This window comes from Nocardia sp. NPDC049707, from assembly GCF_040674855.1.
Lineage (GTDB): Bacteria > Actinomycetota > Actinomycetes > Mycobacteriales > Mycobacteriaceae > Nocardia.
On sequence record NZ_JBFANN010000050.1, the window covers coordinates 1 to 14,890 of the forward strand.

Consider the following 14,890-nt stretch of genomic DNA (forward strand, 5'->3'; position numbering starts at 1 on the left):
AACTCGGCATAGGAAAGACTTGTCCCCTGGTAGCTGACCGCGACCGTGTCCGGCGTGCGCACCGCCTGCGCCTCGAACAGCGAAACCAGCGTCGCCGCAGGCACCGGAGACACGGTGCTATTCCACTGCTCGATCACCAGCGACCGCTCATGCTCGTCGAGCAGGTCGATATCACCGATAGCCCGATCCGGTTCGGCCACGACGGCTCGCAGCAACCGGTCGAATCGCCGCACGAACGCCGCCATCGTGTCGGCGTCGAAAAGATCAGTGGCGTAGACCAATTCGGCGGCAATGCCCGATGGTGCGACCGCATGGGCACCGTTGGTGGTGCTGATCGGGGTCACGGTGCTCTGCTCCGAAAGCACTAACTGCAGATCGAATTTGGCCATATCGATCGGCATCTCGACCGCGCTGACCGTGAGTCCGGGCAGTTCCAGGCTGTTCTGGCCGGTGTTCTGGAACGACAGCATCACCTGGAACAGCGGATGCCGCGCCGCGGACCGCACCGGATCCAGCAGCTCCACGAGCCGCTCGAAGGGCACGTCGGCATGGCCGAATGCCGCGATGTCGGCCGGTCGCACCACGCGCAGCAGGTCGTCGAAGGTGACGCCCGGATCAACCTCGGTGCGCAACACCAGGGTGTTGACGAACATACCGATCACGTTGTCCAGCGCGGCTTCACCGCGACCGGCGATCGGGGTGCCGATGGCGATATCGCGGGTGCCCGACAGCCGCGCCAGCAGGGTCGCCAGCGCGGCGTGCACCACCATGAACACCGTCGAATTGTGGCTGCGCGCCAAGCGGCTCAGCGCCATGTGCACCTGCGCGCCGATCTCGAACTCGACGGCGGCACCCCGGTTCGAGGCTACCGCGGGCCGCGGCCGGTCGGCTGGCAGATCCAATTGCTCAGGCAGCCCAGCCAATTCGCTGCGCCAGTACGCGATTTGTTGGGACAGCACGGATTCCGGATCGTCCTCGGCGCCCAGGCTTTCTCGCTGCCACAGCGCATAGTCCGCGTACTGCACCTCGAGCGGCGCCCATTCCGGCCGGGCTCCACGCAGGCGGTCCAGATAGGCGGCCATCACATCGCGGGTCAGCGGGCCCATCGAGAAACCGTCGCCGGCGATGTGATGGACCACGCACACCAGCACGTGATCGGTCTCGGCCAACCGCAGCAGTCGCACCCGGATCGGGGGTGCCGCGAGCACGTCGAATCCGGTGATGACCGCTTCCGCGACGAGTCCGAGAAGTTCCGCCTCGGTGGTCGCGATCACCGGAAGTTCTGGCACCGCACGGGGATCCGAGACGGGCAGCACCTGCTGGTAGCCCTCGCCGTCGAACTCTGGGTACACGGTGCGCAACACCTCGTGGCGCTCCACCAGATCCCGCACCGCGGCACGTAGCGCGTCCACGTCGAGCGGGCCGGTCAGCTGTACCGCGACCGGAATGTTGTTGACACCGCTGGCCTTGTCGAACTGGTTGAGGAACCACATCCGCTGCTGCGCATACGACAGCGGGATCCGCGCGGGCCGCGGCATCGGGCGCAGGGTCTGCCCGATGGCCGAACCGGCATGCTGCTCAACACGTTCCGCGAGCGCCGCGACCGTGGTTGCCTCGAACAGGAACTGTACCGGCACCCGGACTTCGAGCGCGGAGCCGATGCGGGCGGCCGCCCGCGCCGCGAGCAGCGAGTTACCACCCAGCTCGAAGAAGTCGTCGTCGGCACCGACGCGGCCCAAGTTGTCGCCGTCAACAGGCACCAGCAATGCCGCGAACGCGTCGGCGACGATCTGTTCGACCGGAGTCGCCGGCGCGCGGAATTCCTTAGCCGCGAACACCGGCTCGGGCAGTGCCGCGCGGTCGAGCTTGCCGACCGGGGTCAGCGGGATCTCGTCCAGCACCACGAAAGCGGCCGGAATCATGTACGCGGGCAGCGACTCGCCGAGGAATTCGGCGAGTGCCTCGGTATCCACCTCGGCCCCTGCCCTGGGCAGCACATAGGCCACCAGCGCGGTCGCGCCCGACGGCAGCGTCTTGCCGAGGGTCGCCGCGAAGTCGATATCCGAGTGGCCGGTGAGCGCGTTGTCGATCTCGCCGAGTTCGATGCGGAAACCGCGGATCTTCACCTGGAAGTCCGAACGACCCAGATACTCGATGACGCCGCCGTCCGTGCCGCCGGATTCGGTGCGCCGCACCAGATCCCCGGTTCGGTACAGCCGCGCGCCCGGACTGCCGATATCGGCGCCGAACGGGCTGGCCACGAACCGGTCCGCGGTCAGCCCCGGCCGCCCGAGATAGCCCTGTGCCAGCGCGGGACCCGACAGGTACAGTTCGCCGGTCACCCCGGCAGGCACCGGACGCAATCGCGAATCCAGAACGAACGCACCGATACCCGCGATGGCCGTGCCGATCGTGACGGGCTCGCCCGGCACCAGCGGCGGGGTACCGGTGGCGAGAATCGTCGCCTCGGTGGGTCCGTAACCGTTGTGGAACGCACGCTCGTCCGCCCAGCGGCCGACCAACTCCGGACCGAACTTGTCACCGGCCACCACGATAACCCGCAGCTCGTCCAGACCGTCCGGATCCACCGATTCCAGGGCGGCCGGGGTGATGAGCATGTGGGTGACGTGCTCGCGACGCAGCAGATCCGCGAGCTCGGTCCCGCCGAACACCGTAGGCGGCGCGATCACCAAGGTGGCGCCGGACGAAAAGGCCAGCAGGAGCTCGAGCACCGAAACATCGAAGTTGGGCGAGCACACATGCAGGACCCGCGACTCCGCCGTCACCGCGTACTGCTCGCGCTGCGCGGCAACCAATCCGGCCAGGCCACCGTGGGTGACCACGACGCCCTTGGGCTTCCCGGTAGATCCCGAGGTGTAGATGACGTATGCGGGGTGCTGTTCGTCCAGCCGGCGGACCCGGTCGGCATAGGAGATCGGATGGGCTGGGCGTTCGGCGATGCGCCCGGCGTGCGCCGGGTCGTCGAGTTCGATCCAGTCCACGGTCGTGCCGAGCACCGACCGGTGCGCCGTGGTGGTCAACCCGAGGACGGCACCGGAATCGGCGAGGATGTGCGCGATCCGGTCGGACGGGTATGCGGGATCGACGGGCACATACGCGGCACCGGTCTTCGCGATCGCCCATACCGCCAGCACGGATTCGATGCTGCGCGCGATACCTATCGCCACCACATCACCCGCGCCAACCCCGTGCGCGATGAGTTCGCGCGCCCACCGCGACGACATCTCGTCGAGTTCGCGATAGGTCAGCTGACGGTCATCGGACGGATCGCCCGACGGGTTGAACCGGATGGCGACGGCGTCAGCGGCGGACTCCACAGCGGCCGCGAGCAAATTTCCGAAGAGCAGACCGACTCGGCGACGACTACCCCGGGCGGAACGACGATCCCTTGCCATTTCCGGTACTACACCTCTCACCCATTACGCGCGTAAAGTCCGCTCCCTCATAATGGAACGCGCATACTTCACTACGGACGGCTGTGATCGCAAGCCAAGCGTTCGAGCTTACAGGAGCGAACCTGTCCCCTCCCCCCAAGAGCGGGAAAGTGACGGCATCCGCTCGAAGAAGCGCGACAGACTTCACTACGTGGCCTGTGACAGCCTAAGTGAAGGTCGACCACGACATCCCCACCCTCGGCCGCAACCCTCGAATTGGTATGCGCTCGCTATCAGAGCAATGGCACGCACGTGTCGAATCTCCGCGCTCCGAACGGCATCTCCGCGGTTCATCAGCACCCGCTGACGACTGCATTCGCACCATCAGTGCAGATAACCAGCTGATCACCAGCTACGCAATTCGATGGTTGGTTCGACACGCAACCCGGGCCGGTCGCCGCAGCCGAACATGATTTCCGCGACATTCCTGTAACGGCGATCAGCCGAAGTAGTACAGCTCGAAGCCGACGGCACGCGCGGCGGGGAATCCGGGCTTCGGGGCGGTCGCCATGTCGATGACCGCGCGCACCTGATCCGCAACCGGCTCGGGGTTGAGCACCTCGAGGTAGCGGCGATGCTCGGCCAGCGAGGCGGCAGCCTGCTCGATGGTGGCGGTGACGTCCACGGCATGGGTGGCACTCGGGCCGACCACCGCGGCCAGCCGGGGAGACCACGGAGTCTCGGTGAGTTCCGGAAATATCCACTCGTTGCCTGCATCGGAAATCGCGTCGAGGGCGGCCCGGCCGACCGCGCGATGGTCCGCGCTATTGGCGTAGCCGGGAGCCCAGGTGTCGCCGAAATTGCTCAGCACCACGAATTCCGGACGATGACGGCGAATCGCGGCGGCCAGGTCACGCCGCAGCGCCAGGGTTTCTTCGACGCGGCCATCCGGGTAGCCGAGGAATTCCACCTCGCGCACTCCGACCACCTTGGCGGCGGCGATCTCCTCGGCCTCGCGCAGCGGCCCCGCCTCGGCGGGCGGCAGGCCCGCGATCCCGGCCTCACCGGAGGTCACCAGGACGTAGCGAATGTCCTTGCCCTGCCCCGTCCAGCGCGCCACCGCGGCGGCCGCACCGTATTCGATATCGTCCGGATGCGCCACGATGACAAGCCCGCGCTGCCAATCCTCGGGAACCTGCTCCACCCGAGTCATTCAAGCAGACTCCGAACGCGGATGCGCCGTGCGCTGCCCGCGGCGGACGGCACACGGCCCACCTCTCGAAACCGCGGCGCCCGAAGTCCCGGCGGGCCCGCGGGTGGACGCTACAGCTTGCTCACGGTGGAGTTGTCCGAGCCCGCGACTGCCTTGTACAGCAGGTACAGCCCGAAGACAACCGCGCTGATCACCAGAATCGGGAACAGCCCCTTGATCAACGCACCGATGATGGCGAGCGCGATCCAGACGACCGCTACGACACCGATGATTTTCCACAACATGCCAGCCTCCAGAAGTTCTCGGGCGAACCGCCATCCGACGATCCGACTCCTCCATGCTGGCAGCCGGATGACGATAAAGCAGCAGCTCAGCACCGATATCCGGGGAAAATCAGGGTTCACCCTGACGTCTGGTCAGCCCCGGCTCCGCAGCCGCATTCCCGAATTCGCCAGCGCGACAACGGAAAACATCGAACGTGATCGATCACACTCCTGCCACACTGATGGCTGTCCGATTGTTTGTTTTCCGAACCTTAAGGGGCCACCCATGACTAGGTACGCACACTACGTCGGCAGTCTTCCAGCGGATCTGATGATGGGCGATGGCGCTGTCCTGCAATGGTTCAGCGACCGCACAGCGGGGTGGCCGGTCACCGCGCTCCCCTGCGATCTGGACCCCGACTGGATCATGGACTATCTGCGGGCTCGTAAGCAGCATTCGGATGTCTTCGAGGTCGTCCGGGCGGGCGGGTACGCCGATTACAGCGACTTCCCCAGCTATGGTCTGCGGTCCGGCGGCAAGCTCGAAGTGCGGCACGTGTCGATGGACCGCGCCGAGCGCATCGGTGCCGTGGTGGGCGCATTCGAGTCCTTGCAACGCGAACGGCCGCAGTTGGCCGAGACGAAAGTGCAGATAAGCCTGCCGAATCCGCTGGATCTGGCAATGTTCGTCTTCGCGGGCGGAGCCGTATCCGGCGGGCTGCCGGTCGGAAAGGCGCTGCGGCACTTCGATCTTGCGGTCGCCGCGCTGCGGCAGCTGCCGGTGTTCACCGAAGCGATGTTGCAGGAGGTATCGGAAGTAATCGATCGGTACGGCGACCGCATCGTCTGGCAGTTGGAGTCCCCCTTCGCTCTGTTGAGCATGGTCAAAGCGGCACAACTCGGTTCGCGGTGGGCGTTGGCCCCGCTGGTGGCTCGACAGCTCGCCGGCGTCCTCGGGCAGCTGCACGAGATCGGGGCGGAAACCATCGTGCACCTGTGCTACGGCGACTATCAGCACGAGAGCCTGTTGGCCCCACGTGGTCTGGCGCCTGCGGTGACGCTGCTCAATCGCACTGCGCGCCTGCTGGATCGGCAAGGGGCGCCACTGCCCCCGGTGCATATTCCGTGTGCGTACGGCTCCGACCCCGCACCACTGGAACCGCGCTTCTACGCTCCCCTGCGATCACTCGCCACCGACTGGCCGGTGATCGCGGGTGTGGTTTCCACCGATTCCGTCGAGAACAGCAACCGAGCGCGTGCGCTGTTCGAGGAGGCGTTGGGTCGCAATGCCTTCGGCATCGCGACCGCATGCGGGCTCGGCCGCTGCACCCCCGAGGTCGCCCGGCACGCCGCCGAGGCCACGGTTGCGGTCGCTCGGGCCGAAGAGTAGGCGCTCGATCGGCATAGCGATCAGATAACGCGGGTGCGCACTCGAAGAGTTCGCACCCGCGTTGCTGTTTCCCGGCTGGGCAAATCGACTCCACCGCAGTGGGATCCGCGCGCGCTGATCGCCACGTGGAGCTCGCCAACCGCAGAAGTCAACTTTGCGAACGCCTCACATGGACCTGATTCGGGCTTTACCCTGAATTTGCCGGAAAAGCGAGGTGATGCCGAACGACATCGACAGCCTTGCCTGTCACGCCCCAGGCGATTCCCACTGATCGCGGCGCCAGATCTCGACGAAAAGCCCTGCGCTGAAATCCATTCGTAGACACCGCGCCGCCGCATCCGACACCTGTCCCGGCGTGCTGTGCAGGGGCGGTTCGGTGAGCAGGTCCGATTCGGGGTATCAGCTACCCTCCGGCCACCGGTTGCCGAGTATTGGCAATCATCACGAAATCGCATATGGCGGTTGATAATTCGATAGTTGCCGCTACACTTTGACGAAGGCATCGCCACGGATGGCTAACTGATGGCGACGCTCGGTCCGGGTTGATCCACCACCGTGGAACCGGAGTTTGTTCGGTTGCTGATGTGGGCGCACAGTCCGCATTGGTATCCGCTGTTCCAAGGAGTGTGCTATGGCGAACGATCCGCATGTCCTCGTTGTCGGTGGCGGCCCAGCGGGGTCGACAACCGCGGCCCTGCTTGCCAGATCAGGAATACGCGTGACGCTTCTGGAACGAGATACGTTCCCGCGGTACCACATCGGTGAGTCGATGCTCGCATCGTGCCTGTCGACGCTGCGTCTTTCCGGCGCGTTCGACAAGGTCGCGGCGCACGGCTTCCAGATCAAGCGGGGCGGCTATTTCCAGTGGCAGGACGATAACTGGATATTGGACTGGTCCCAGCTGGTGGATGCGGAAGCCTGGTCCTACCAGGTCGAGCGAGACGCGTTCGATGACATTCTGCTGCGCAATGCCGCCGACCAGGGCGCGCAGGTGGTCGAGAACGCCAATGTCGAGAACGTCATCTTCGACGGTGACCGTCCGGTAGCCGTCGAATGGACCGGCCCTGGCGACACCGCCACTCGGACCACCGAATTCGATTTTCTCGTCGACGCCTCGGGACGACACGGCCTGTTGGCCAAGCGGCGCTTCAATATGCGTCGGCAGCATCCGGCCTTCCGCAATGTCGCGGTCTGGTCGTATTGGCAAGGCGCACATCTACACCCGGACAGCCCGGAAGGCGCGATCAATGTCGTGTCCACCCCCGAGGGTGGCTGGTTCTGGCATATCCCCCTGTCCAACGGCCGATTCAGCGTCGGCTATGTGGTTTCCGCACGCAAGGCCGGCGAGCGGTTACGCGAGCAGGGGCGAGACGCGTACTACCTCAATACGATTCGCGACAGCAAGGCCATGAGCGAATTGCTCGCGGGCGCGGAGCAGGTCGCCGAGGTCAAGGCCGAGCAGGACTACTCCTATGTGTCGGATCGGTTCTGCGGTCCGGGCTATGCCCTCGTCGGTGACTCGGCGGCGTTCCTCGATCCGCTGCTGTCCACCGGCGTGCATCTGGCGACGTACGGCGGTCTCGTCGCCGCGGCCGCGATCGCGACCACCCTGCGTGGTGAAATGAGCGAGACCGACGCACTGGCCTTCTACGAGCAAACTGCCCGGCGGGCCTACTCACGGTTCCTCGTGTTGGTCTCGCGTATGTACGAACAGTACATCGGTTCCGACGAATACTTCTCGCACGCGGACAAACTCACCGAGGCGCACGACGGCGATACCCCAGAGGTGTCGTTCACCCGGATCATGGCGGGGCTCACCGACGTGGACGAATCCTCGGGAGAGCAAGGGCGGACCCCGACCGACACCATCGCCGCCGAACTCACCGAGACCGAAAAACTGCACGCGGACTCGGCCAACCTCGAGTACATGGGTCATCTGGATATGTCGGTCGTTTGGGACCACTGGCGTGATCCGCTGGCGGATACGGTGCTGGACAATGTGCGGATCACCACCGAACCGGTACTCGGCCTGACCACGCGGCCCCGTGATGCCGCCGAAATCGAGGCCATAGCGCGTCCCGTGCTACCCCCGAGGGCGACCGACGTCACCGCGCTCTAGTCCAGCCTTCGTGAAATCCACAGCGCGGAACCGGTCGATATGACGATCACGCGCTCCGACCCCGAACCGCCGGGCGATTCCCCGCTCGGTGGTTCGGGCTACCGGACCGCCACCCAGCAGATCGCGCGATTCGGCCATCCGGTTACCCGGATGCTGCTGGCCAGCCATGGCTTCACCCAGCCGAGACTCGAGGCCATACTCGGCACCGATCTCCAGGTGCGGGTGCTGCGCCAGGACGAACTCGCGGCCGAACAACTCCCCGCCACCGTCGCCGACGCATTGCGGTTGGCCGGTCCCGACCGCGTCATCGTTCGTCGCTCATGTCTGATCAATGCCGACATGGTGACCGCATCGGTCAACTATGTCGTCGCCGTGAGCGGCCCGGCCGCTGCGACCGGCGCCGACGACGTGCACATGCCGATCGGGCGCGGCTTGATTTCGCGGGGTGTATCCCAGCGGCGACATGTGCTTCGGGCGGGCGTCACACGATGGCTCGATGGTCGCCTCTGCGCGGCCAAGGCGTACGTCATCATGCTCGGAGATCATCGGCCGCTGTGCTATATCCGCGAGATCTTCAATCCCAGTGTCGTTCCACCGGAGCATGCCCCCATCTCGGATGAGGAGCTGAGCTGGGCCGATGAGCCGGATTACACCCGATCGCAACCCGCGCACCCCGCGACAGCACGCCGGGGCACCCGCGATACCGAATCGCCGCGCACCGGCGGACAGTGTGCGCGAACGCTGCCGGTGCTGGTCCAGCCGCCCGAATGCGAAGCGCTCACCGCCGATCTGGCCGCCGCAGCGCGCGGGCAGACATTCGTGGTGCATTTCGGCGCCCACAGCTCCCCTGCCCTCGAAGTCGCGACCCTGCAGGACCGCCGTGCGCTGGCAATCTGTGCCGCCGCCGTCCTGAACCACGGATTCGACATGCCGATCGTGACCATCGGCCAGTTGGGTTATGACGGAGAAACATGCAGGGCCCCAGCTGATTGCGACACTTCTATTGGAGAGCGGCGGCCGCCGGAAAACCGCAGAGTCGCGGCACAGCTCGAAAATTGGCGCGTCTCGAACCCAGCCATCGCACTCTGCGCGGACATGCTGCGCGACGCCGCGGACCACTACCCGGCGTCAGTGGCACGCGAGCTGCTGGTCGAGGTCGCCGCGATGCTCCCCATCGCGGCAAACGCACCGACAGCCTCCCGTGAACTGTACAGTTCCATTGCGCCCCTTTATATCTCGTCCGCCGTCAGGTCCTGCGAGCCGGATCCGACTCGACGCTGGACCACGACACCGCAGGAGTGGGACCGTTCGACCCAGCTGCTGTGGATCGGCGGCCGAAACCATGAATTCACTTCCCGGCACCTGTCTTTCGCTGCCACGGTCCGCAACCCGCTGGCGGTAACCCTCGGCCCTACCGCAACGCCGGATTATGTCGAGTTCCTGTGCCGATATTTGAATCCTCAACGTCGACCCGGTCGGCTCACCCTGGTCCCGGCGCTATCCGGGACCCGTACCGCCGCCGCACTTCCCGCGTTGTTCGAGGCAGCAGCCCGATGCGGTACCCCGGTGTGCTGGGTGTGTGATCCGATGCATGCCGATGATCCCGCCGCCGCGATCCGCGGCTTCGTCAGTGCCTGCCGAACCACCGGCACCGCGCCGGCCGGCCTGCACCTCGACTGCGAACCCCGCAGCCGCCTCGACACCCGACTCGATACCCGACGGGCACTGCACTGTGTCATCACGACACTGAGCGCGATGTGGGCCAGCTGATCACGCTCGTCGATCGCGAGGGAGAAGTAAGTGCACAGTAGTCAAATCGTCGTGTTCCTCATGGATCTCGTCCTCATCATCGCAGCGGCTCGGATCCTGGGGTGGCTGGCCGAGCGCCTCGGCCAGCCCGCGGTCATCGGCGAGATCACCGCCGGGATACTCGCGGGCCCGACCGTACTGGGGCCACACCTGTCGGCCATGCTGTTTCCGCATGAGATCCGCTCGTACCTGAGCTTGCTCGCCAATGTGGGTGTCGCCGTATTCATGTTCGTCGCCGGGCTCGAACTCGACCGCAGCGTGTTCGCGGGCAGCCGACGGTCGATACCGGCGGTATCGGTCGCCGCCTACGCCGTGCCGTTCGTCCTGGGCTGCGGCATAGCCGCGACCGCGCTCACGCGCCACCGTACCGGTGACCTACCGAGCTTCACGCTGTTCATCGGCTGCGCGCTTGCGGTAACCGCCTTTCCGGTATTGGCCCGGATCCTGCACGATCGCGGGCTGACGCGCACCGGAATCGGTCAGCTCAGCCTCGCCTGTGCGGCACTGGTCGACATCTTTGCCTGGACGGCACTCGCCGTCGTGCTGGCCGTCGCGCACCCAGGAACGGGCAGCCAGTGGCGACTGGCGCTGCTGGTGCCCGTGGTGGCGGTGACGTGGTGGATCGTGCGTCCGGCATTGGCGCGGATAGCCGCAGCGGGCACCGAGCAGACGATGATCGTGGTCGGCGTCGGCGGCGCGCTGCTGCTCGGCGCGATAACCGAATGGATCGGACTGCATCTGATATTCGGTGCGTTCGCCTTCGGTGTGGTGTTCCCGCGCGCACGACGCGAGGCGGTCGAATCCGGCGCCCGGATTCTGAGCTTGGTACTGCTGCCCGGATTCTTCGTCGTGGCGGGACTCGCAGTCGATCTCGGGGCAATCGACCGGGCCGCCGTCGGCGAGTTGCTGGTGATCATGGTGGTCGCCATCGCTGGGAAGCTCGCAAGCGTCTATGTGGCCGGGCGCCTGACCGGTCTGCCATCGCGATCGGCGGTGGCATTGGCGGCATTGCTGAACACCCGCGGCTTGACCGAACTCGTCATACTCAACGTCGGGCTCAGCACGGGTCTGATTGGGCCACAACTGTATTCGGTGCTCGTGGTGATGGCCTTGGTGACAACGGCGATGACGGCACCGATGTTGCGACTGATCGGTGTCGACGCGACGCCACGGGTCGATCCGGCCGCCCCCGACACCCGCGTGCCCATCGGCGGTCCGGTTGAATAGTTGTGGACACGCTCGAACCAACCGGTTTCCCAGGCATAACCGTCGGCCCATTGATATGTTGCTTGCTTAGGCGATTCGCCAGGTGGGTCCTAGGAAGGATGTGTCGTTTCGATCGCTCGACGACGCACCTCTGACCATGCTCGAGGAACCTGTCCGCGCCCACTGATCCAGTCTTTGTCGAATTCTGTTCCACCGTTTGGAGTATGTCTTTGACCACACCACATCCCCCAGCATCCGCCCCGCACACCAGCACGACCGGAGTTTGCCCCGTTCAGCACGGATCATCGAGCGCTACCGCCGACCGGATTCCGCTGTATACACCGGAGTTCGTCGCCGACCCGCACCACGCCTATGACGAAATGCGGCGCAAGTACGGCACGCTGGTTCCGATCGAGCTCGCCCCCGGAGTGCCCGCCACCCTCGTGCTCGGCTACGCGACCGCGGTGCGAATCCTCAACGACCCCAAGCACTTTCCCGCCGACCCGCGCACCTGGCAGAAGACCATCCCAGAGAACTGCCCGGTGCTACCGATGATGGCCTGGTTTCCGGCCGCACGGTACAACGATGGACCTGTCCACACCCGATATCGGGATGCCTCCGTTGCGAGTATCGACGGAATCGATGTGCACGGACTGCCGTCGATCATCGAGCAGATCGCCATCCCACTGATCAACACCTTCTGCAAGGCCGGGACCGCGAATCTGGTTACCCAGTACGCATTTCCGCTCGTCCTCGGCGTCCTCAACCACATCGTGGGCTGCCCGCCCGAAATCGGGCAGCGCGTCGCGAACGGCATGGCCGCGCGCTTCGACACGATCCGCAGCGCCCAGGGCATGGCGATGCTCAAAGAGGCGCTGCTCGAGCTGATCCAGCTCAAACGCGACCATCCCGGCGATGACGTCACCTCACGGCTGGCACACCACCCGGCCGCCCTCGACGATATAGAAATCTTCGCCCAGCTGATGAGCTTCTATGGCGCCGGATTCGAAGCACAGCGCAACCTGATCACGAATGCACTGCTGATGATGATCACCGACGACCGGTTCAAGTACGCGGATGTGCTCGGCCGAAACCTGTCGACGATCACCGCGATCGACGAGGTTCTGTTCAACGACCCGCCCATGGCGAACTTCTGCACAACCTACCCGCGCCAGCCGATCATGGTCGACGATATCTGGTTGCCCGCGGACCAACCGGTCGTCATCAGCCTCACCGGCTGCAATAACGACCCGGAGATCCGCGGCACCGAGAACGCCGGCGGAACACGTCTGGGCAATCGCTCACACCTGGCGTGGAGCGCCGGGCCGCACGCCTGCCCGGCCAAAGGCGTTGCGTACCTGACTGTTCAGTACGCCATAGATGAGCTGTTCGACGCACTTCCCGATATCCAGCTCGGGATACCCGAGGATCAGCTGCTCTGGCGGCCGGGGCCTTTCCACCGTGCGATGACGGCCTTCCCGGTCGTCTTCACCCCGGCCGCGCCGATGAACATCATGTAGGTGTCGGCCGCCGCCACGGCGAGGGCCGAGATCGTCGATCTCGGCCCTCGCCGTGGCAGGACGCACATCTCAGGGCGGCGGAAACTCCGGGAACGGAGCGGACTTCGGGAAGACGACCGGCAGCGCGGTCAACGCGCGGTGGAACGGACCAGTGCGCCAACCGAGTTCGGCGGCCGAACCGGCCAACTCGATCTCGGGCAAGGCATCGAGAAGTTGGTCGATCGCGTCTTGGGCGATCAGATAGGCGGCGTCTTGAGCCGGGCACATGTGCGGTCCGGCACCGAAGGCCAGGTGTGAACGATTGCCATCGCGCTCGACGCCGTCGACGGCATTGACAGTGGGATCGCTGTTGCACGCCGCCATGCTGATGACGACCGGCTGGTGGGCGGGCAACCACACGCCACTGAGCAGGATCGGTTGGCGCGGGTAGGAAATGCAGTAGTTCGCCAACGGCGGGTCGGTGAACAGCACCTCATCGAGCGCATCGCGGATCGACAGACTACCGCTGTGCATGCCTGCGGCGAACCGGTCGTCGGTCAACATCAGCCGCAAGGCGTTGCCGATGAGGTGGACCAGCGGCTCGACACCGACCGCGTAATACGTCATCAACTGCTGGATCACCTCCTCATCGGTCAGACCGCTCGGGTGACGCATCAATCGAGTCGTGATGTCGTCACCGGGCTCCTCCCGCTTGCGATCGATGTGCAACCGCAGTGCCTCGTGCAGCATGTGGTCGCCCGCACCGATCTCGGCCCCGGCATCGAACATGGCGGCCATCGCCGCCGCGACCCGCGCGCCGATATCGGAGTCGACGCCCAGCATGGTGTTCACCGCGGTGAACACCAGGGGAAAGACGTAGCGTTGCAACACATCAGCGTGCCCGTCTGCACAAAACTTGTTGATCAGCGGGATCGCGATCTGCTCGATCACCTCGTGCATGCCGAGCAAATCGACGTTATTGATTGCCGCGCTGGTCGGCTCGCGATAGCGCTTGTGTTCCTGCCCATCGGTGCGCAGGGCATTTTCCCGACGCTTCATCATGCCGGACACCGGGCAGTCGGCCGGGATGTCTTGCTCCCAGGTCCGGGGATCCGCCGGGAAGTGGTCCGGATCGGTCAGAATGCGGACCGCGGTGTAATAGCCGATTACCAATGTGGCCGGTACACCCGGGGCGAGATCCACCGGCACCAGTGAACCGAACTGCTTGCGCATCCGCTCGTAGACCCGGTGCGGGTCGGCGGCGAATTCCGTGGTGTACATCGCGATGCGCGGCCCGGCCCCGAAGCCCGGTAAGCCGCCAACCGAGGCCCGTGATTCGGGCGGGTGATGTGTGTGCGTTGCCACAGATGAACTCCGAACTTCTGAAAACCAAAGAACCTTGACAATCGAGACCCAGCACTGGCCTCAGTTACGTCACGGCAGCAAGCTTCGGCAGGTTGATGACGACGGATTACCAACAAACTGCTCGCACGACTCCAGTCGCGTCGATCTGCCCCACGCGGGCAGCGCATGTGGTGCGGGTCATAAGCTTCCTGCTGGTCCGCTCACGATCCAAATCCGTTGCCCCAGACCAGTTCTTGCGTGCCCGCCGTCATGATAGCCATTCATTGGACGCGAAGACCCAACGGGCCATTCGAGCAAGCATTCGCCCGGTTCCCCAGCTCAGGAATCCCCTGCCCGCGTCATCCGGCTCGCCTATTGCGACTCAGCACAACCAAACCCGAAACCTCGAACTCGAGTACCTTCACCACACCTCCGAGCACCACCGAACCACGACCCGGCAGCTCCCGAACGCCGACCCGACAAACCGGTCTCGCCCGAGCCGCAGAAAACGACACGACCGCACGGCGAGAAGACCGCGCCCGCCGGTGACCCAGTTGCTCATGCAGACCCTTACCGCCGGATGCTGGCAACTGGCGCGGAATAGAGTATGCTCTCGCTCCTACCAATGCCACTCTCTTGATCGAAGGGACCG

At 65.2% G+C, this 14,890-nt stretch carries 9 protein-coding genes; 5 read left to right on the forward strand and 4 right to left on the reverse strand.

The features are described 5' to 3' along the window. The 3 genes from AB0J29_RS31330 to AB0J29_RS31340 form a co-directional block, all read right to left on the reverse strand. A partial coding sequence (locus tag AB0J29_RS31330; RefSeq protein WP_364794039.1) for an amino acid adenylation domain-containing protein occupies window positions 1-3,416 on the reverse strand: 3,416 nt, incomplete at its 3' end. Window positions 3,417-3,894: 478 nt separating this feature from the next. Then, complete coding sequence (locus tag AB0J29_RS31335) at window positions 3,895-4,599, reverse strand: PIG-L deacetylase family protein (protein WP_364794105.1); 705 nt, start codon at window positions 4,597-4,599, stop codon at window positions 3,895-3,897. A 119-nt stretch (window positions 4,600-4,718) separates the two neighbouring features. Beyond that, window positions 4,719-4,892 (reverse strand): hypothetical protein, encoded by a 174-nt coding sequence (locus AB0J29_RS31340; RefSeq protein WP_169811369.1) that lies wholly within the window; start codon window positions 4,890-4,892, stop codon window positions 4,719-4,721. Window positions 4,893-5,157: 265 nt separating this feature from the next. Between AB0J29_RS31340 and AB0J29_RS31345 the strand changes: the two genes are divergently transcribed. From AB0J29_RS31345 to AB0J29_RS31365, 5 genes are all read left to right on the forward strand, one after another. After that, a complete protein-coding gene (locus AB0J29_RS31345; protein WP_364794041.1) occupies window positions 5,158-6,261 on the forward strand; it encodes a hypothetical protein in 1,104 nt (367 codons plus the stop codon). Between the two features lie 631 nt (window positions 6,262-6,892). After that, the gene (locus AB0J29_RS31350) at window positions 6,893-8,380 is read left to right on the forward strand and encodes an NAD(P)/FAD-dependent oxidoreductase (protein WP_364794043.1); all 1,488 of its coding nucleotides are present in this window, start codon (window positions 6,893-6,895) and stop codon (window positions 8,378-8,380) included. A gap of 39 nt (window positions 8,381-8,419) precedes the next feature. Beyond that, entirely contained in the window at window positions 8,420-10,150 is a 1,731-nt protein-coding gene (locus tag AB0J29_RS31355; RefSeq protein ID WP_364794045.1) for a 3-deoxy-7-phosphoheptulonate synthase, read from the forward strand. Window positions 10,151-10,180: 30 nt separating this feature from the next. Next, window positions 10,181-11,416: a cation:proton antiporter gene (locus AB0J29_RS31360; RefSeq protein WP_364794047.1), complete on the forward strand. Its 1,236-nt coding sequence runs from the start codon at window positions 10,181-10,183 to the stop codon at window positions 11,414-11,416. Window positions 11,417-11,619: 203 nt separating this feature from the next. Beyond that, window positions 11,620-12,915, forward strand: a complete 1,296-nt coding sequence (locus AB0J29_RS31365) for a cytochrome P450 (RefSeq protein ID WP_364794049.1) — start codon at window positions 11,620-11,622, stop codon at window positions 12,913-12,915. 69 nt (window positions 12,916-12,984) lie between these two features. Here the strand turns inward: AB0J29_RS31365 and AB0J29_RS31370 are convergent, their stop codons facing one another. Beyond that, window positions 12,985-14,175, reverse strand: a complete 1,191-nt coding sequence (locus AB0J29_RS31370) for a cytochrome P450 (RefSeq protein WP_364794107.1) — start codon at window positions 14,173-14,175, stop codon at window positions 12,985-12,987. Window positions 14,176-14,890 lie beyond the last annotated feature (715 nt).

Excerpts from the sequence above, each read along its gene's own strand:
- AB0J29_RS31340 (WP_169811369.1), bottom strand. The coding sequence starts at position 4,892 with ATGTTGTGGAAAATCATCGGTGTCGTAGCGGTCGTCTGGATCGCGCTC.
- AB0J29_RS31345 (WP_364794041.1), top strand. The coding sequence starts at position 5,158 with ATGACTAGGTACGCACACTACGTCGGCAGTCTTCCAGCGGATCTGATG.
- AB0J29_RS31350 (WP_364794043.1), top strand. The coding sequence starts at position 6,893 with ATGGCGAACGATCCGCATGTCCTCGTTGTCGGTGGCGGCCCAGCGGGG.
- AB0J29_RS31355 (WP_364794045.1), top strand. The coding sequence starts at position 8,420 with ATGACGATCACGCGCTCCGACCCCGAACCGCCGGGCGATTCCCCGCTC.
- AB0J29_RS31365 (WP_364794049.1), top strand. The coding sequence starts at position 11,620 with ATGTCTTTGACCACACCACATCCCCCAGCATCCGCCCCGCACACCAGC.
- AB0J29_RS31370 (WP_364794107.1), bottom strand. The coding sequence starts at position 14,175 with ATGTACACCACGGAATTCGCCGCCGACCCGCACCGGGTCTACGAGCGG.